Raw genomic sequence first — 21079 nt, forward strand, 5'->3', positions numbered from 1 at the left:
TTTAGGAGGCCTAAAAATGGAAAGACCAAAACTGCCTCTGGGTACACATCCAGTTGAAATGGGCGGATACATCCTTCCTACTATGGAGGTAAAACGGTTAATGGAAAGATTGACAAGAGTTGTGATGAATCGTTTACCAGGAATGATTGTCTACGGAAGGCCACGAATTGGTAAAACGAAATCTGTTGAGTTTGCATTAAATTATCTGCCAACGCAGATAGGAGAGAACTTTCCTATATTGAGAACAAGGTGCAAAAGTTATCGAGTACCGACTGAAGAAAAGTTTTTTGGAGACATCCTTAGTGATTTTAAGTTCTCATTCCCTGCGAAACGAAGTCCGACCGCTATGCGACAACAAATTGTTAATTTAATGTTGGAGCAAGGAGAGAGATCAAAACTTCGGAGGGTTATGCTTGTTATTGATGAAGCTCAAAGATTGACTGAACTTCAATATAACTGGCTAATTGATATCTATAATGATTTGGATAGTGAAAAAATCAGTATGACGGTTATATGTGTTGGTCAGTCTGAGCTGATAGATCGAAGAACATATTTCCTTGAAACAAAAAAATCTCAAATCATTGGGCGATTTATGACAAATGAGCATGAGTTTTTTGGCATACGCACTTTGAAAGAAGTTGAGCATTGCCTAATGTGCTACGACGAAGTATCGGAATACCCAGAAAATAGCGGGTACACCTACACTCGCTATTTTTTTCCTGAAGCATTTAGTAAAGGATATCGACTGAAACAATGTGCTAAAGAGGTTTTTGACATTTTTAAAGATATTCGTAAGGAACATGGTTTATCCAAAAAAATGGAGATTCCTATGGAGTATTTTATATTTTCCATAGAGAATGCACTAAAGCTTAATGGAGCAACAGGAAGAGAAGTTGAATGGTTGACAACTAACCACTGGAAAGAGGCAATAAATAATTCGGGATATATAGAATCCGAAGTGTTTATGGCATTGGCATAGGAGGGAGGAACGATATGGTTGCTATATGGAGGAAGGAATGGATCAGGCCATACGAATCGGCTTGGTCCATTTTCGAAAAATTTAGTTATGCTAATGTCATCAATAGATATACCATTCTTAAGGTTGTTGGAAATGATGAAGTAAAATCAATCAAGAATATGCATGTTGGAAACCATTACAGAGATTTGTTAACGCTAAAGGGCTTTGATGAGAAGATATTAGAAAAGTACCTAAATGTGAATTTACATACACATACGAACCATACAATGAACGAACTGCTTCGTCCACTTGGACCAAACTTAGGGAATAGTCAAACTTGGTTTGCTCCACATTTACGATGGTGCCCTAGTTGCCTAAATCATGGTTATCATAGCCTGTTACATCAGTTTACTTTGTTTAAGAACTGTCCTATACATAGTGTAAAGCTTGCTGAGGAATGTCCCGTTTGTAAAGTAAAGATACCTTTTTTATTGAGTGATACTGTTATGGACAAAGCTTTTACTTGTAAGTGCGGCCACAAATATTCAAATCTACACTGGGACCAATGGATTAAGAACTTAACTATTAATGATCATCGTGTATACGATTGGATCAACAAAACTGATCGAGATATAAATAATGATCCAATAATTTATATCCCAAGTCATATTGATTTCGACGTTTTAAACAACCTAAAAAAGAAAGAGTTCGCAGAAGAATTTATAATTAGTAATATGAAGCAAGTTGGAAATATAATGGATGAGTCAGTTCTTTTCGAGGAAATTTTCATAGAGAATCGATTTATTTTTAAAGCAATTGATAAAAAAATCCAAAAATCACTCTGCCTACATAAACTTTGTATAAGGCGTTTGCAGTTACTTTTAAAAGAAGAGGGGGCAGATTTCCCGTCTATTTGTCCTTCTGCTTATTCCTATATATTCTGGAGACAATCGATTCTTGGGTCACCTTATTTTTATGGACATTTAAAAGGACTGAATAATACAGGGAGAGAAAAAAATGACTTTAACGCAATTTCCCCCTTGTATAAAGAAGAATTAAAGCAACTATATATAGCAGCTAAGGATACTCTCGCCCGTGAGATGATAACTGATACCAAACCTCTGAAATGGATTATTAATAAAGCTTCAGCATATTTGTATAGTCAACTCTTTATCAATTGGTTTAACTTCGCAGAAGAGGGTTCTAGTAATATACGAGTTCCTAGGGGAGAAGCTTTGAAAAAAATAATTCAGGAAGGTATGAACTTTGCGTTTGCTATTGAAAGAGACTATCAGGAACAAATCATCATTCGTTTCATTCCAGGAAGCAATCGTCAAATTGGACAAGATCACCAAGAATATGATAAAAATGAATGTAATCGTTTGAATAAAAGAGAGATTAGAATGCGTTCTTATATTCCTTTAGCTGTTTCAATGATGTCATTCGAAAACCAGGAAGCAAAGAAAAGAATGCAAATATATGTGGACCAGTATGTGGCGAAACTAAAATTATAGTGAGGTATCAATGATGACTTCTAAGAATTGAAGGAGGTTCACGGATATGAGAACAATCGTTATCTCAAATACCGAATAGCCATGGATATTATCGAACTTTTATGGAGTTTGTTTGATTAATTACGATTCAAAATGTGACAAGCTTGGAGAATATATTGATGAATGTCATTCATTTTTAGAATTTGTTTGGGAAATCCAACGTTTGACGAAAAATCTCGAGAGTCAGGGCAACAGGTGGAAATCATGATGGTTTTGACGATTAATAGGCAAAATGCAAGTATACGTGGTTCAGTATGTGGCGAAACTAAAATTATAGTGAGTTACATACAAAGGAGAATCCTGATGAAAAAAAATAAAATCCTGGCATCAATGAATCGATATGGTCATAATAAAGACGAAGCCAATATGGAGATATATCGCGAAGAAATAGCAAAAGATCGTTGGGATGTTCGTAATCTTGGGATACCTTTTAATACGACAAGAGCAGAATACTTTCTGACTTTTGAGAAAATAGATATTACATTTAGAGAGCTTATCAAAAAATATATACAGCATCGCTTGTTTGTTCAAGATTCAATAAAGTTCTCTACTGCTCGAAGTGAGGTTATGACGTTAGTTCCCTTCATAAAATTCATTGTGCTAAAAAATCCACACTGGGTAGATCTTAAGTCTCTTACACGAAATGATATTTGTGAATACTTTGAAAGTCTCAAAAACTCACCAATGAAAGGAAACAAATCCTCAAATTATAGAGTAAAGAAGCCCACTGATTATTTCATTTGGCGTATGATTGGTGGATTAGAGAATTTCCTTTATTATCTGCAACGATATGAGTGGGTAGAAGCACCAGGGGTACCAATCAGAAAATTGATTTATCAAGAAGATCGCCCAAAACTTAAACCGAAGAATGATGAGGATTATAAGCATGTGTCCGATTATGTTTGGGAACAGATTTTGGCAAACCTTGACCTTCTTGATGATCAGTATGCAACTATCCTTTTATTAATGGAAGCATCTGGATTCCGTTTAATTGACATCTTAAACTCGAATCAAGATTGTTTGATAGAAATTAATGATCAATACTGGGTACGGTCTGGTAGAAAAAACTCCAGATATGAATTTCCAATGGTACCTATTCAAAAGGATCTCGCAGAGTTAATGAAAACATATAGGAATAAAGTAAAAGAATTACTGGGAAAAGATCACCCTAATAAATTATTATTTATACGTTATAAAGGGAATAAGGGAGTTGGAAAACAAATTCTACAACTATCCTTTTTAAGGAGTCTAGATAGATTTGCAGAAAGAGCAAATATCACAGACGAGTCTGGAAATGTTTTTCATTTTACAGCCAATGGCTTCAAACATCGTTTCGGTTTGAAATTGATGAAAGCAGGATTAAATATGGCTCAAGTTCATCAGATGATTTCAAATGTCACCTCAGAAATGCCAATGATCTATGCAAGGAAAATTCAAAAAGAAATGCAAAGCTAAGAAAGACTGATCTTCAACTGTAGACTGACACAAATTACCCTACCATATAAACCTTGATTTCACGGTTTTTTTTGGTATTTGGTAGGGAACTTTGTGTCGAAAATTTGTGACACAAATTTCCCTACTCGATTAGAGAATGACACAAAACCACCTACTTGTTAGGAGTAATGACACAAATTTCCCTACTCGATCGGAGGGGCGAATAAAGTTTTTCACTTGGAATAGGATTTAAATACTCTTTGTGAAGATTCTGTTATTGTAGATGGAACATTCATAACTCTAATTTTATAGTGCACTTCTTTTAAATGATGTTGATTTACTCTTTATTTCAGTAATTTGATAATTTATTTTATAGTGGTTTCGATGATTGAGTATACGTATGATTAATAATGTGGACCGAAGTAGACCGGCGAGAATGCAATCAAGACAATACATTTGTATTTTTTATAATATATGAAGGACTGCTTAGTATCGCTATAAAAGAAAAGTGATTAACTACGGCGGCATTGCTAATTTGGCTATTGCTGTCGTTATTTTTTTTCACTCACTTGCCAAGGGAAGGTGAATGGGATTCCTCTTAAATCAACTATTGTTTTAGTAATTCTACTATATATTGCATAATTTTGAATCCATCGACATCCCCAGACTAGTACTTTATTTTTATAAACTCTGATATTACAACAACATTTATTTACATTCGATAAAAATAGTGGAAATTCGACACGCTAAAAACATCGTCAGACTTTGCTGACGATGTTTTGTTGTTATAACTACATAAAGATCCTCCCTTATGGGACTAAAGTTCGACAAAAAGGAGGTATATTCTTCCTTAATGAAGAATGTTTGAGTATGGAAGATGCTATCAGAGGGAACTAACATGAAATGATTAATAGATCCAAACAAAGATCTAGGAGTATCAACTACATCTAAAGTAGTTTTATTCTGAAATACCAGCAATATAGAAAGCTAACAGATGGGACATTATTTACATTTACGAATTTGGATATAGAGGATCAATGATTTTGTTCCACCTACATTACTACATAGAATAAATTTTTAACATAATATCATCTTATAATTAGGAGAATGAGTATGTATATTTCGAGTATTTCTATCGAGAACTTCCGAAACTTTAAGAGTAGTACATCTATAAACTTTAACGAGGGTATGAATGTAATTATAGGCCATAACAATTCTGGCAAATCAAATTTACTTAAAGCCTTAGAACTAGTTCTTAGTGTGAATTCACCTAAAAGGCTCTGTGTGGATGATTTTAACAAGGAAGTCACAGTTGATGATCTTAAGAAAAACTCCCCCAGAGTAACAATTTCAGTGATATTTACCGAATCCAAAAATGAAGATGAATTTTCAGAAGATTTAGTCACAGTAGCGAACTGGCTTATCGAGTTAAAAGAGCCTTATCAAGCAAAGTTGACTTACTCTTTTTATTTACCAGAAAAAGAAGAAGAAGAATATATTAATGCGATGAAATCTGAAAGCTCGATAAACATAGAAGACTACTGGCTCCTTATAAAACATAAGTTTTTAAGGAAGTATAAGTCTAATGTATACGGCGGGGATATTTTACTAAAGCAACTCGCTGACACAGAATCATTAAATAAAATTGATTTTCAGTTCATAGACGCAATTCGTGATGTTGAACGTGATTTATTTACTGGAAAAAACACTCTATTAAGAGATGTTATTGATTTTTTTATGGATTATGGAATAAAAAATAATGACCAAAAAAATAAAGATAAGAAAACACAACAAGAAGAAATCGAAAAATTAAAAAAAGACTTTTCTGTTAATGCAGCTGCTCTAATTAAAACCCTACAAGATCGAATGGAACATGGAAAAATCGAGATGTTAAGTTACGCCAAGGATACAGGAGCTTCTTTTGGTAATGCTGTGCCTGATTTTGATGGGAATATTTTAGATTCTGAACTTTATTCAGCTCTTAGATTAATTGTGAAATACGAAACTGGAATAACAATACCTGCCACTCACAATGGTTTGGGTTATAATAATCTGATTTATATGTCCTTGCTACTTGCTAAGATGCAAAAAGATGCTTCCGGTGATTATTTGGGAAGTAACGCTAAGACATTTCCTATTTTAGTAATTGAAGAACCTGAAGCTCATTTACATCCAGCAATGCAATATAAATTTTTAAAGTTTCTTAGGGAAAATGGTAAAAGTAAAGCAAGACAGATTATTATAACAACACATTCACCAAACATAACTTCAGCGGTTTCTTTAGATGAAATAATGTGCTTCCATCGAACTGATAAAAACCAACTGAATATTGCCTATTTGGGAAGAATTTTTGAGAACGATCCCAAAGGTAAAGCTTACATAGAAAGATTCTTGGATACAACTAAATCTGATATGTTGTTTGCAAAATCAGTGATTTTTGTTGAGGGACTAGCAGAACAATTAACAATGTCTATATTTGCTAAATATATTGGCCATGATTTAGAAGGTGATCACGTAGCTGTAATAAATGTTAATGGAAGATATTTCGATCACTTTCTCAAGCTTTTTGATACAAACCAAAAATTCACTCTACATAAAAAGGTAGCTTGTATTACAGATTTAGACCCTGTGAGAATAGAACTCAAAAACATATCAACAAGTTTTAGTGATGATTTGGATAAAAGTAATTTGGATGATGATACCAAATGCTTCCCTTTTGAATTGTATACAGATCCAGATAAATATAGATACTCCTCTTGTACTAATTCGTTAGTATATCAAGTTCAACCTTATAACATCCGTTGTTTTTCCCAGCAAATCGATCAAGGGAAAACCTTCGAATATTCTTTATGTTTTGAGAATCCTGGTTGTTCTTTAATTCTAAATAAAAACATGACAAATTATAAAGAACTCGTCGATTTATTTAATTTATTTAATACTGAAAAACCATTTGAGTCTATTCTAGAAAGGCTAGGAAAAAGAGGAGGATTACGTGCACGAATTACCGATGGTATTGATAAAAATACTGGGACTCAGAAAAAAGAACATGTTCTCGCTGCCAGATACCTTAGCTCTGTCAGTAAGGGGGAGAATGCTTATGAACTGGCATACAATATGAATCAAAATTTAGAAAGTGCTAATAAGATACCTTTTCAAGTTCCTCAATACATAAAGGATGCGATCGTATGGATTTCGAATTAATATCTGCCGACTCTACAATTCCAATTGAAACTCACTTTAAAGTCGTAGCAGGGCCCGGGGCTGGTAAAACAAGATTTCTAATAAACCATATTCAGAATATACTGCATCAATCTCAGCGACTAGGTCGAAATAAAAAAATAGCATGTATTACCTATACTAATACTGGCGTAGAAACTATTTTAAAAAGACTCCCTAATGGGCATGATCACGTCGAAGTATGTACTATTCATAGTTTTTTATTTCTGCATGTAGTAAAGCCATTCTTATCTTTAGTTAGTAAGAAACATAATATTAATATTCATAAAGTTAAGGGACCTAGTGAACACTTAATATCAGGTTTTTTTAAACAAAGTGGATTGGAATATAGATACAGACTATCTAACGTTGAAGTAACAAAGGAATCCTTTTGGTTTATTGATAATGATAATGTTTGTAAGCTTCACATCAAAGGCAGAAAAGCAGACATGCACGAAAACCTGTATAGATACAAACAGATGTTTTGGGAAAAGGGAATCCTTCATTATGAAGACATTCTAGCCCTATCATGGGAAATAATGATTTTAAATCCAGATGTTTTAAGAGTCATTCGTTCTAAATTCCCATATATTTTTATTGATGAGTTTCAAGACACATCTCCTATACAAACAAAAATCATAAAACTGATTGCAGAAAAAGAAACGATTATTGGAGTTATTGGAGATTCAGCTCAATCAATTTACAGTTTTCAAGGTTCTGATATTATACAATTTGAGGAATTCAATCTAGAAAACAATGTAAACTACAAGATGGAAGACAACCATAGAAGTACAGTACAGATCATAGATTTGTTAAATTCAATTCGACCTAATATTTTTCAAAAAAGCCCTAATAATAAACAAGGGAATTTGCCGACTATTCTTATCGGGCACCCCTTGAACGCAGTAAAATATATTGAAGATTCACTCAATCTCAATAGTGAAGAAGAACTTTATACACTCTCTTTTTCTAATAAAAGGGCTAATTCTATAAGAGATAAGATAGATTATACGGACAATATCAGATCCGAAACACTCGAATCTATTTTCACCAATAATGATAGCTCTAATGAACGAAGAAAAATCATAGTTCCCATTATTAAAGCAATAGAATATGCACGCCTTTCCAACTTTAAAAAAGCAATTCAGGAGATAAATAAGATTTCCAATCAAATAATCAATGAAAGAAAAGGATTGGAGATCATCCAGCAATTATTAACTGACTATAGCAAATTTAATGATCAACCAATCCAAAAACTATATGAGAAAATTTTGACTCTAAGCATCAATATACCTGTTATTTCCAAAAGGGAAATTCCAACAAAAATAGAGGAGTTCTATAAAAATAAGAAGTATTCAGAACTCGCTTTATTAATATCAAGCCAAGACATTGTTGGTAAAGATCGAACCATACATCAGGCAAAGGGAAATGAATTTGAGAATGTATTAGTGAATATTCTTCCGCATAAGCAAAATTACTCAGAAAAGAGAGAATTGGGATTTCTTTTAAATCCTGATGTGATTTCAAAAGAAGACCACCGAGTTTATTATGTGGCTGCAAGCAGAGCAAAGTCTAATCTGTTTTTTTGTGTACCAAGTTTGTCTCTAAATGCTACAAAAAAACTAAGCAAACTTTGCAAAATCCATCCTCTAACATAAGTCTTAGTAAATGCATTTACAAATTGTTGTCTAGCGATCGGACCGTAGTTAACCCTCATAAGCATACCATTCTAAGCGTGAGTCACTCCTTACGAGCAGGTAAGACCCCTTGAAGACCGACGAGGTAGATAGCTTGGAGGTGGAAGTGCGGCAATGCATGGAGCAACCAATACTAATCGCACTATGGCTTATCCAAAAAATAAAACACAGATTTGTTTAGGATTCAGTTTTCAGGTGATTACGCCTGTACACACCGAAATTCATTTAAACATCCGTGATGAACCCAATTTCTAGCGACAGGTCTGTTTCACAGACGCATGTTTGGTGGCATAGCAGAGGGGTTCCACGCGTACCCATCCCGAACACGACCTTTTTAGCCTTCCACCGCCGGTGGTACTTGGCGAAAGGACTTGAGACTAGATCGACGCCAAGCTAATCTAAAGCATCTCCTTAAGGTGATGCTTTTTTGTTTTAATGTTCGAAGTAAGGTGAAAAGTACAAATCATAATGTTGTCATCTACTATAAAACCTAGAAAGTGTCTGAAGACAAGAAATTGGTCTCTTTGCCGATTTGATATTAAGCAAAATAGGATGTGATAAAGTATTTAGAAAGTTTAGTCGTTTTTTTTCAGTCTGTTATGACAGAGGCAGAGAATTTAGAGGCTGTCATTGTTACCTTAAAGAAATTGACCTTTGAAAGTGAGAGTAGAATTTATCTAGTCTGTGGGAGCTACGGTGGTTTTGTTTCTACGATTGTGGGAGCCAGAAGAAGAGATAAGATTAAGGAAGTGGTTTTGATATTCCAGCTTAGTTTCATTCAGCTCACCGCCTTCGAAACTTTGGGCCATAATGATCCGCACTTCTTCTTCCGAGTAATGCTCTTCATGCCCGACAGGTTTGACTCCAAACAGACGAAGAATTACCCGCGATGTTCCATTCAACGCCACAATAAAAGGATGCATGATTTTGCCGAACCAATACAGCGGAGGTGAGAGAAGCAGCGTCAGCTTCTCGGCGAACTGGATGGCAAGCGTCTTCGGCGCCATCTCCCCGACAACCACATGTAGAAAGGTAACAAAAATAAATGCAATCGCATAGGACGCTACGGAAGCGCTCGCTTCGGATAAATTAAATAAATCGAAAACCGGATACAAAATACGTTCTACTGTGGGCTTGCCAATAGCTCCAAGTCCTAGAGCTGTAACTGTAATCCCGAGCTGACACGCGGATAGATAATAATCCAGATCACCGACGACTTTTTTAGCAATAATAGCCTTTTTATTTCCTTCATCAATCAATTGTTCTATCCGTGACATTCGGATTTTAACGGCAGCAAATTCCGATGCTACAAAAAAAGCTGTCAATACAATTAACACTGCAAGAATAAATAAATTCATGATCGTTATTAAGTCCAATCCTTCCCATCTCAAAGAGGGACTCACCTCCAAATTGTAGTCAGATTACACTTCTTAATCCGCTAATGGGTTTAACAAAAGTACCGTCTGAGGCGGATCAATTCAGGAGCACAATCCATTTGCAAAATCGCCTTCCCATTATTGTTCAGCCCCCCCTCGAAATATATACGAAGGAGTATAACATAAAAGCACTTAAACCATCCAGTTGTACGTCATGGTTTGGTAAGTCGGGTGATCTCTCACTCTTCTCTTATTCCCCCAAGAAAAGATGTTGTAATACTTTCTTCACAAGATCTTCAAATCCATCTCCTACTATTGTAAATAGAGGTTAGTTATTTAGGCCAACTAAGGAGGTGGAAAGATAGTTTTACTATGGACTTTAAGAGCTGTCCTGACCTCACCTAAGCTTCATGAAACTCTATACTATAGTGAGGAAATGTGATGACAAAGTTTAATTTCAGCATAAAGAAAAATTCAAATCCCAAGAATCATCTGCATCTACGTATTAATATTTTCTTTTTTGGCGTATTCATAATCTTTTCAATTCTACTCATTCAATTGACAGTTCTACAATTTGTGGAAGGACCTGTAATGGCTGAGCAAGAGAATATCAGTGTAACAAGGACGGCTCCTTTACTCCCTGTTCGTGGGACGATATATGATTCTACTGGGCAAACGAAGCTGGCTTATTCTGAACCCTCGTACTCCTTGTATATTACTTTATTTAAGAACTATAGTGAACAGAGCGGAGGGTCACCAAACCCTAATCGAAAAGAGATTTTGGAGTTAGCAGAGAAACTGAGTAAAGTCTTCCAGCAGTTAAAAAATATAAACACCGCTGATTATAGTGTAGAACAAATTATCGAAGCTATGGACTTAGAGTATAAACAGGCCCTTGGCTATACTCCCAGACTCATAAAAAGCGGACTTTCGAATCAAGAAGTAGCTTATTTTATGGAGAATAAAATGGAATATCCCGGTGTGTCAGTCGTAGAAGAGACGATCAGAAAATACGACCCGGATACAATAGCCGTTCAGGCGATCGGATATCTGAAATCCTTCAAAACATCAAAGACCACTGTCAAGTATAAAGAACTCGATAGATTGAATGCCGAACAAACGGATCCTGGACTGATCTACTCTGAACTCGAAGATGTAGGCGTATCAGGACTGGAAATGCAGTATCAGGATTTGCTGCGCGGAAAAAATGGTTTTAAGCAAATTGCTATTAATGCCGTTAATTTGCCGGAAGAGGGTTCGCTGCCTGTTACACAACCGCCGATCAAAGGATACGATCTCGTCTCCACTCTTAATAAAACAGTTCAAATGAAGACTGAACAAGCTATCATAGATCAGTTGCAATGGTTGCAGCGAACGCCCGTATCCGGGAAGCTCCACCCCAACGCGAAGACGGGCTATGCAGTTGCCATGGAGGTGGAAACCGGAAACATAATCGCTATGGCAAGTATGCCAGATTATGATCCTAATGCCCCTTGGGATTATGAGAAGATCAAGTATATTTATCGCAATGGAACAGTGGAGTCTTTTCCACCAAATGATTCAGGACAGCATCCTGAATCCACTGTGCTCCTAGGTTCAACGATAAAACCGCTCAGTGTTCTAATCGGACTTAATGAAGGCTTAATCACACCAGGTACTACGTATATGGATCAAGGATATGCTGAATTCGGTAGGGATAATTCAAGAGTCCGTAATTCGGGAGGCAAAGCTTTTGGCTTGTTGACTCCTGTAACTGCAATTAAGAATTCATCCAATGCATTTATGGTTGACTTAATTGGCGAACAATTGTGGAGGAAATACGCAGATCAGTCAGTGGAAGTCTGGGATAAATATATGAAAGAATTCGGTCTAGGAGTGGAAACCGGGGTAGATTTGCCGCGAGAGTTTAGAGGACGAATTGAATATAACCAGAAAAACCAATCTCAGCTTTCAAGTATGGCTTTCGCTTCGTTCGGGCAGCAGGGTAAATATACAGCGTTGCAACTTGCACAATATACAGTGATGCTTGCCAACAAAGGTAAACGAATGGAGCCTCATCTCGTTAAAGAAATCCGAGATACTAACGGAAGTGTCATTCAAACCATTGAGCCGAAAATCTTAAACGAGGTTTCGTACGAAGATGAGTTATGGCAAACGATTCACCGTGGAATGGCTACGAATGTAGACAGCGCATTTCAAGGGTTTCCTTATGATTTCGCCAGAAAGACCGGAACATCCCAACAAACGATTTATAAGAATGGTCAAGCTATAAATGTGGAGAACGGAGTTTTCATCGCCTTTGCACCAAGAGAAAATCCGAAGCTTGTAGTTGCTGTTGTCGTTCCTGAAGGTGGTTACGGTTCACAAAGTGCAGCTCCCATTGCACGGAAAATTTTTGATGCTTATGATGCGGTGTTCGGATTAACTATGTCGCCACAAAGTTGACCAGTGATCTGAAAGACCTCAAGATAAGAACACAAATGCAGACTCTTTATGAAAACCGCGTAAATCGCGGTTTTTTTATTACTAAAAATCACTCGGGCTCCCCCCGGAAAAGATGTTGTAATAATTCCTTCACAATATCTACAAAGTCCATCGTTACCCTTAGAGATGTACGCTCATTACACTGCAAAGATAGGTGGTTTTGATTGCCAAAACAAAATAAGAACAAGGCTTGGTTACAGCATTTCATGTTAGTGTTAATCGTCTTAATCGCAGTTATCGTAACTGAACGTTTGCTTCAACCCAAAGAGCTTGTTATGCCGCAAAGCGAATCTTCATATGTGAATGAATTAGAGAAAGAAGCAGACAACACTTTTGCTGTGTATAGCGGGTCTACATTTGTAAACAGCTATACTACGCTAGGAGAAGCTATTAATTATGCTGAATCCACTCGATTAGCATCAGTCCGAGAAAAGGGATCTAATGCTTTACTGTGGAACAATTACCGTCCGTATTTGGTATACCAGAGTGAAATACTTGTGGCTGATTTTTCAGAATACGCAGAGGCTGTACAGTTCGCCAGAGGTAATCTGGGAACTCGTGTGTACCATGTCAGCAGTGAAAAGACAATATGGACCCTACAACCATTGCCGGCTCAGGTCCAGCCCCTTGATGCCGTACTAGTTAACCAAATGCCGGAGCTGCCGCGGGGTTGTGAGGTGACGAGTCTTGCGATGCTACTAAAACATGCTGGAATCGAGGCGGATAAAATGATACTTGCAAAACAAATTCGCAAAGATCCGACACCGTATTCCAAGATTAATGGTTCAGTTACATTTGGCAATCCTTACGATGGCTTTGTCGGCGATATGTACTCCTATGATAATCCGGGATACGGCGTCTACCACGGGCCGATTAAAGATCTGGCTGAGATGTATTTGCCTGGGCAGATCATTGATATGACTGGCAGCAGCTTTGACGATATGCTGGTTACTCTCACTCAAGGGAAGCCTGTGTGGGTTATAGCCAATACTTATTTCACTTCGTTGCCTATTGAGATGTTTGAAGAGTGGGATACCCCAAGTGGTCCAATCAAGATTACCTACAAAGAGCATTCCGTGCTCCTAACGGGCTATGATGAACGCTACATTTACTTCAATGACCCTTTGACCGAAGTGATTAACCGTAAAGTGAAGATCAACTCGTTTCGTGAAGCATGGGAGCAAATGGGCAGACAAGCCATTACTTATTCGAATTGAGACTAAAGGAGTGTACATCAAGTGTTAACCTCAAAAATTAAAACATACGTGATCCCAGCTCTAGTGTTTGTCAGCTTATGGGCAGCCTTTTACACAGGACCCTACGCCGTTGTATCAGCTAACGCCCATACACCCGCACCTGTCCGAAGTCTATCGCTACAGGCCAAATCGGCCATCCTTCTTGAAGTAGAGACAGGACAGATCTTATACCAGGCGAACGCAGATATCGCCTATCCGCCAGCCAGCATGTCTAAGATGATGACGGAGTACATCGTGCTTTCCGAAATCAAGGGCGGACGGTTAAACTGGGAGGATCAGGTGGCCGTTTCAAAAAGAGCCCAGGATACTGTGGGATCCAAGGTGTTTCTAGCGGAAGGCGATACACATACCGTTAGAGAATTGTTTACGGCAAAGGCAGTGGGGTCGGCTAATGATGCGTCAATCGCACTGGCTGAACATATTGCCGGCAGTGAAGAAGCCTTCGCCATGAGAATGAACGTTACTGCAAAAGAACTTCAGTTAACCAATGCCCACTTTATTAATGCCACCGGTTTAGGCAGGGGGGATATGAGCGAAGAATACCGTCCCACAGAAATTGAAGGTGAGACCGTGATGTCCGCACGTGATGCCGCCTATCTGGCATTGGCCATACAGCGCGAGCATCCCGATTTTTTCGAAATCTCCAGCCTTCCTTCATACCAGTTCAAGGCACGTGATGCCCAGCCGATCATTAACTACAACTGGATGCTGGAGGGGAATTCTTCCATAACCTCACTTAAAAACTATGCTTACGAGGGTCTGGACGGTATGAAGACAGGTTACACAGATCAAGCGGGTTATTGTTTTACGGGCACCGCCGAGCGGAATGGTATGCGGCTAATTAGCGTTGTCATGGGAACAGCTTCTGAGTCCATGCGTTTTGTTCAGACTCGGAAACTGCTCGATTATGGATTTGGCCAGTTCGAACGAAAGACGATTCTTGCAGAGAGAACGGTTCTGGAAGGGTTAGAAACCGTAAAAGTATTTAAAGCCAAGGAAAAAGAAGTAGGTCTGGAGACAGAGGAGGACCTAACTCTGATGACCATTAAAGGAACAAACCCTAAATTAACAATAACTGCCGAATTCGTAGATGAAATTGTAAGAACAGCTCCTATTCCAGATGGAACAGTTCTTGGGAAAGCAACAATTACGTATATAGATGAAACAGGTCAAGAGATCAAGTCAGAGATGAATTTGTTGTCTAAAAACCAAGTGGATAAAGCAAGCTGGTTCACTTTGATACTCCGTTCAATCGGAAATTTCTTCAATAACCTAAAGGATTCTTTAATGAATTTATTCTAAATCGGTGTTGTATTCAATAAGAGGATTTCAGCTCTCATTACGTGGTGCTGGAGATCCTCTTTTTTTTATGTCCCGTCCGTGAAGAAATTGTGGAGAATCGTAAGCACAAATGTAATCAAACCATCACGGTTTGTTCAAATACACTCCCTAAAATAAAGAAGAGATAACAAGTTAAGGAGTGCTAATTTATGTGTGGAATTACCGCTGTATATAATCGAAATCAAGTGCCTGTACAAGCCCAGATGCTCAGGCAGATGATAGAAATCATCAATCACCGCGGGCCTAACGACTCCGGTATTCATTTAAATGGGCACGTAGGTCTTGGTTTTCGAAGACTAAGCATCCTTGACCTGGAGCACGGCGCACAGCCGATGCACAATGAACCGGGCGAAATATCCCTTATTTTTAACGGAGAAATTTACAACTACCGGGAGCTGCGTGAATCACTACAGAGAGAGGGACATCACTTTCATACAGAGAGCGATACCGAGGTTATTCTCAGGCTGTATGAAGCCGAGGGTGAACACTTCGTCAAGCGGCTGCGAGGAATGTTTGGACTGGTCATCTGGGATCAGAGACAGCAAATGTTGCTGGTAGCCCGTGACCCTTTCGGAATCAAACCTATTTATTATTCTGAAACACCCAGTGGGTTCATGATTTCCTCAGAAATCAAATCCCTCCTGGCATCAGGTAAGATCGACAGAGAAGTGGATGGGCAAGCCTTCTCCCATTATCTGACCTTTCAGTACGTTCCGGAACCGGCCACTATGTTTAAAGGCATTAATAAGTTGATGGCTGGAAATATGCTTGTTATTAAGCAAGATCAAATATTCATAAAACCTTATTTCAAGGCATCATTTTATGCAGAGGATATTGTTACTTTTCCGGAGTTGGTAGAGGAGACGCGCGCTGTGCTGATGGATTCTGTTCAGATTCACCGGAACAGCGATGTGCCCAGAGGTGCCTTTCTGTCAGGAGGTATTGACTCCAGCAGCTTGGTGGGGATGCTCCAGCGTCTGGAGCCTACCCGAACCTTCTCCGTAGGTTTTGATGTTCCTGGATATAGTGAACTGGAGCTTGCCCGTAAGACGGCAGCGCATCTGGGTACAGAACATTATGAAGTATCGGTAAGCGCTCAAAGCTACCTTGAGGCGCTTCCGCGTATGATTTGGCATATGGATGAACCGGTTGCCGATCCTTCAGCGGCGGGTATTTACTTTGTTTCCGAGCTGGCCAGCAGGTATGTCAAAGTGGTTTTTTCCGGCGAAGGAGCAGACGAATTTTTCGGCGGCTACAATATCTACCGGGAGCCGTTATCCCTTAGAATGTTTAACTATATGCCAGCCGCAATGCGAAAGCTTGCCGGTGCAATTTCGAAGGGAATGCCGGCAGGAATGAAAGGAAAGAGCTTTTTAGAGAGGGGAAGTTTGGAGCTGCAGGAACGCTTCTATGGTAATGCAAAAATATTCCACGATGCTGAAAAGGGAGCAATAATGCCCGATAATCTAGCAAGAACTTTCCAGCGTGCACAAGAAGTGACCTTGCCGCTATATGAAGCTGCTGCTCATTATGACGACATTACTAAGATGCAGCATATTGATATTCATACCTGGCTGCGGGGAAATATCTTAATGAAAGCAGATAAGATGTCGATGGCACATTCTATTGAGCTTCGGGTTCCCTTTGTGGATCCTCGGGTTTTTGATCTCGCATCCCGTATCCCAAGCAAATACAAAGTGAATAAAACAACTACCAAGCTGCTTCTACGGGAAGCAATGAAGGATTTCGTACCTCCGGATGTGCAGAGCCGTAAGAAACTAGGCTTTCCGGTTCCCATCCGCATTTGGCTCAAAAATGAATGGTACCCTTGGGCTAAAGAGGTTATCGGCTCTGCTGATGATATTCCATGGATAACTACAAAACAAGCGTTGGGTATGCTCGAAGATCATCGGGCAGGCAAAGTGGATGCCAGCCGCAAGCTATGGACAATTTTGGTGTTCATCTTATGGCATCAGATGTATATTACTGCTCCAACGACTGTACCTGCTCTGCACTAAAAGAGGTCCGTTTCACGAAATAAGCGGGATGAGCACCTTAAAAGTGGTCCCTGATCCTTCTGTGCTATCCACAGTAATTTGTCCCTGATGCAGCATTACAATTTCTCGTGAGATAGCCAGACCCAGTCCTGTACCACCGGTCGTTCGCGATCTTGATTTTTCAACACGATAAAGGCGTTGCCAAATATGTGGTAGTTCATCCGCAGGAATTCCGATGCCTGTATCCTTGACCATAATAACAGCCTGACCATTACTGGTGCTAGTAGAAACCGTGATTCGCCCGCCGGAAGGGGTATACTTTCGCGCATTTTCAAGCAAGTTAATCACGACTTGCTGAAGGCGCCGTTCATCTCCCTTTACATAGACAGGTGATGAGGAGGGCTGATAATCAAGTTCTATTCCATGCTGTTGTATGGAATCCGACATAAGTTCCAAAGCATTTTGCATGACTTTGTCTACGGACGTTCGATCAATAACCAGTTTAAATGATCCTTGTTCCATGTTTGCTAGTTCGAATAAGTCCTGAACGAGTCTTTGTAACTGAATACTCTGGGTGTAGAGAAGCTGTAAGTACCGCTCCTGATCCTCCTGGTTCTGTACCAATCCATTCTTCAACACCTCTGAGTAGCCTTTCATATACGTTAGCGGTGTGCGAAGCTCATGGGAGATATCTGCTAAAAATTGTCTTCGCTGCTGTTCATAGTGTTGAATATTAGAGGACATCCGATTAATAGCATGGGATAATTGTGCAATTTCATCAGAACCACGAGGCTCCAGTTTCCAATCATAGATGCCTTCAGAAATCCGTTTTGTTATTTTGATCATTCTCAGCAACGGCTGCACCAGCTTCCGGGATACCAGAAGGATAATCAATGCCGATAGGACAAGCACAACTGCAGCGACGCCTATAAATGTATTGTTTAATGTCTTAATCGCTGTTTGAATGGGGACGGTAGGACTGAACATAAAGACTCTGCCAATCGTCTCTCCACTGGAAACAATGTCTGCTTCGGTCACAAAGTTAGGCTCATTCTTCCAATCAGAGTTTAACACCGGGCCATGAAAATCAGCACTCGTGCCATGGATGATGATTCCTTGCAAGTACTCAGGGGGGAGAGAGGCAGTCCCCTCCGAAGAGCCCAGTAAAGCGTTATCCCGGTCCAGTATCAGCAGGAGATTGTCCGTCTTGCTTTCTGTGAGCAGCACATGGTTAATTGTCGTCATATCAAAATGCTCACTTAACACAGCAGCATAACTTTGATTTCGGTGGATCTGTTCGTTCAGCACATCATCTGTGTAGAAGCGGATAAATAACATATAGAGCACACTTTCAATGCAAAAGAGCAGTACCATAAACATTATGACAAGTACAGAGCCAAGTTTCAGAGGAATGCTATTTAATTTAATTTTTCTCATTACAAATATATCCCGTACCCCAGATGGTCTTGATGACGTCATGCCCGGGGATTCCGGCCTGAGATAGCTTCTCCCTTAAATTTTTGATGTGCGTATCGACGGTCCGATCGTCGTTGATGGATCTCGTCTTCCACAGCAGCTCGAGGATATCTTCCCGCTGAAAGATTCGTTCTTTATGGCTCAGAAACAGCTTTAGGATCGAGTATTCCTTTGGGGTCAAAGCAATCTCCATGTCTTGATAGAACACCTGGTGAGTCTTCAAATTCATCTTCAGATCACGGAAGGTTAACTCTGATTTGGCGGGTAAAGTGGAGATTGACTGTACAGGCTTGACTATCATGTGATTCTGCTGCTGTACAAATTCCTGTCTGCGGAAAATAGATTCCATACGGGCGATAAGCTCTTGATGCTCAAAGGGCTTGGTTAAATAATCATCGGCACCGATTTTCAGGCCGACGACTTTATCTACCGTCTCTTCGCGGGCGGTTAGCATGATAATAGGAACGGTTGAAATTTGGCGGATTGCCTTGCATACATCAAACCCATCCATAATCGGCATCATGAGGTCCAGGATCACCAGATCGAAATCTGCTACAGTAATTCGTGACAATGCTTCTTTACCGCCGGCTGCGGATTCGGTGGAATAACCTTCAGCATGCAGATAAAGCTGCAGTAGCTCACGCATAGGAGCTTCATCGTCGATAATTAGTATTTTTTTATGATTTTTGCGGATAAATACGGACACGGCTTGAACCTCCTTTGTTTCTAGTGTACCCTGCATTTTCGAAGAATTTGTGAAGATAATCCTTGTAATCATCATATTTAGTTTTTTTAGAAGCACAAATAATCTAAATATTGTACCACATCACCTTTTGAAAGAATTTCTCTTGACAACAACCCCCCCGGGGGGTTAGTTTTTTGGTATGTATTTATTCCAGAGAGCTTAGAAAGGAACGATTGATGTGGCTAGGATAATAGAAATAACAGACACTACACCAAAAGAAAAAATTAAAATCATTTTGGCGCTCGGTGTACCTGCGATGATTGAAAATCTGCTTCAAACGGTGGTGGGATTTGTGGATACATTGTTTGTATCCAGAATCGGGCTAAATGAGGTTACGGCTGTCGGCGTTTCCAACACGATTTTGAATGTTTACATTGCTATTTTTCTCGCCATCGGTGTCGGAACTTCCTCCATGATAGCCAAACGTGTTGGCGCCGGGAAGATGAAAGAAGCTAAACAAGTTGCTCGTCAATCTACGTGGCTAGCTGTGTATGCCGGAATTTCATTTGGAATTATAACCTTATTTTTCGCTGAGCCGCTACTACGCATTATGGGAGCCGAGCCAGAAGTACTCAACAGCGGCGTCACTTATTTTCGTATTGTTGCCGTACCTTCCATATTTATTTCCTTAATGACTGTGTTCGGCAGTATCTTGCGTTCAGCTGGTGATACCAAAACCCCGATGAAGGTGGGGATCTGGGTAAATGTAATCCACATCGCTCTTGATTACATCCTGATCTTCGGACTAGCCGGCATTCCGGGGATGGGGATTGCCGGAGCGGCGTTAGCCACAGTTCTGGTTCGGATTCTTGGTTCCATTGCACTGTTCCATTACATCCGGAAGTCACAGCTGTCTTTCTCGCTGTTCAAAAAAGACCACAACGAGTTCACTAAACCGCTTCTCAAACTCTCAGGACCAGCAGCTGCAGAACGTCTCATCATGCGTCTGGGACAAGTTTTATACATGGGCCTTATCGTCAGAATCGGAACTGAGGTTTATGCTGCACATACCATTGCCGGTAATATCGAAGTTTTTTCATATATGCCGGGCTATGGGCTGGCCATTGCAGCCACCACCTTAGTTGGACAATACCTGGGAGCAAACCGACACCGGGATGCCTACCAGTTTGGTATATATACTACCGCTGTTGCCGTGGTATTTATGAGCTTCGTCGGTGTTCTCCTGTTTGTATTTGCCCCCTTTGCGGCAGCGTGGTTTACCGGGGATCAATCTGTCATTGAAATGGTGACAACCGCACTTCGAATCGATGCCTTCGCGCAGCCGTTCCTGGCTGTCGGACTCGTCCTTGCAGGTGCACTGCAGGGTGCGGGTGACACCAAGAGCCCCATGTATAGCACCGCCATCGGCATGTGGCTGATCCGGGTCATCGGAGTATACATCTTAGGCATTCAGCTGGATTTGGGCATTGCAGGCATCTGGTTGTCAATCGCTATTGATTTGGCGATTCGTGCAGTATTTTTATTTTTCCGTTTCCGGAAAAAGATTGCTGCGTTTGAAAATGAGGCCGCACATTAAAGCGAGGAG

At 39.6% G+C, this 21079-nt stretch carries 12 protein-coding genes and 1 pseudogene; 10 read left to right on the plus strand and 3 right to left on the minus strand.

The features are described 5' to 3' along the window. Positions 1–16 precede the first annotated feature (16 nt). The 5 genes from ACN6MV_RS16345 (at position 17) to ACN6MV_RS16365 (ending at position 8819) form a co-directional block, all read left to right on the plus strand. Positions 17–979 (plus strand): AAA family ATPase, encoded by a 963-nt coding sequence (locus tag ACN6MV_RS16345; protein ID WP_094873097.1) that lies wholly within the window; start codon positions 17–19, stop codon positions 977–979. A 14-nt stretch (positions 980–993) separates the two neighbouring features. Then, the gene (locus ACN6MV_RS16350) at positions 994–2472 is read left to right on the plus strand and encodes a TniQ family protein (protein ID WP_094873095.1); all 1479 of its coding nucleotides are present in this window, start codon (positions 994–996) and stop codon (positions 2470–2472) included. Positions 2473–2814: 342 nt separating this feature from the next. Continuing rightward, on the plus strand, positions 2815–3966 hold the full coding sequence (locus ACN6MV_RS16355; protein WP_179281707.1) for a tyrosine-type recombinase/integrase: 1152 nt from the start codon (positions 2815–2817) through the stop codon (positions 3964–3966). 1092 nt (positions 3967–5058) lie between these two features. Then, the gene (locus ACN6MV_RS16360) at positions 5059–7146 is read left to right on the plus strand and encodes an ATP-dependent nuclease (protein WP_094873092.1); all 2088 of its coding nucleotides are present in this window, start codon (positions 5059–5061) and stop codon (positions 7144–7146) included. Continuing rightward, a complete protein-coding gene (locus ACN6MV_RS16365; RefSeq protein WP_094875818.1) occupies positions 7131–8819 on the plus strand; it encodes a UvrD-helicase domain-containing protein in 1689 nt (562 codons plus the stop codon). Before ACN6MV_RS16360 ends, ACN6MV_RS16365 begins: the two co-directional genes overlap by 16 nt. 788 nt (positions 8820–9607) lie before the next feature. Here the strand turns inward: ACN6MV_RS16365 and ACN6MV_RS16370 are convergent. Next, positions 9608–10234: pseudogene (locus ACN6MV_RS16370) on the minus strand (hemolysin family protein); the annotation flags it as partial. A 441-nt stretch (positions 10235–10675) separates the two neighbouring features. Here ACN6MV_RS16370 and ACN6MV_RS16375 point away from each other — a divergent pair. From ACN6MV_RS16375 to asnB, 4 genes are all read left to right on the plus strand, one after another. Beyond that, positions 10676–12679 carry a peptidoglycan D,D-transpeptidase FtsI family protein gene (locus ACN6MV_RS16375; protein WP_094875816.1) on the plus strand — a complete coding sequence of 668 codons (2004 nt, stop codon included), beginning with the start codon at positions 10676–10678 and terminating at the stop codon, positions 12677–12679. Positions 12680–12882: 203 nt separating this feature from the next. Beyond that, the gene (locus tag ACN6MV_RS16380; RefSeq protein ID WP_256989721.1) at positions 12883–13935 is read left to right on the plus strand and encodes a C39 family peptidase; all 1053 of its coding nucleotides are present in this window, start codon (positions 12883–12885) and stop codon (positions 13933–13935) included. A 21-nt stretch (positions 13936–13956) separates the two neighbouring features. Continuing rightward, the gene (locus tag ACN6MV_RS16385; protein ID WP_094869058.1) at positions 13957–15276 is read left to right on the plus strand and encodes a D-alanyl-D-alanine carboxypeptidase family protein; all 1320 of its coding nucleotides are present in this window, start codon (positions 13957–13959) and stop codon (positions 15274–15276) included. A 188-nt stretch (positions 15277–15464) separates the two neighbouring features. After that, positions 15465–17333, plus strand: a complete 1869-nt coding sequence (gene asnB, locus ACN6MV_RS16390) for an asparagine synthase (glutamine-hydrolyzing) (RefSeq protein WP_094869059.1) — start codon at positions 15465–15467, stop codon at positions 17331–17333. A gap of 12 nt (positions 17334–17345) precedes the next feature. Here the strand turns inward: asnB and ACN6MV_RS16395 are convergent, their stop codons facing one another. Further along, positions 17346–18749, minus strand: a complete 1404-nt coding sequence (locus ACN6MV_RS16395) for a sensor histidine kinase (protein WP_094869060.1) — start codon at positions 18747–18749, stop codon at positions 17346–17348. Next, a complete protein-coding gene (locus ACN6MV_RS16400; protein WP_256989722.1) occupies positions 18736–19494 on the minus strand; it encodes a response regulator transcription factor in 759 nt (252 codons plus the stop codon). The genes ACN6MV_RS16395 and ACN6MV_RS16400 overlap by 14 nt, the downstream gene beginning before the upstream one ends. A gap of 211 nt (positions 19495–19705) precedes the next feature. On the opposite strand from ACN6MV_RS16400, the gene ACN6MV_RS16405 reads away from it, so the two are divergent. Then, the gene (locus ACN6MV_RS16405; protein ID WP_256989732.1) at positions 19706–21070 is read left to right on the plus strand and encodes an MATE family efflux transporter; all 1365 of its coding nucleotides are present in this window, start codon (positions 19706–19708) and stop codon (positions 21068–21070) included. The last annotated feature ends 9 nt before the right edge of the window (positions 21071–21079 follow it).

This window comes from Paenibacillus sp. B-A-8, assembly GCF_048572915.1.
In the GTDB taxonomy this organism is placed as follows: domain Bacteria; phylum Bacillota; class Bacilli; order Paenibacillales; family Paenibacillaceae; genus Paenibacillus_AQ.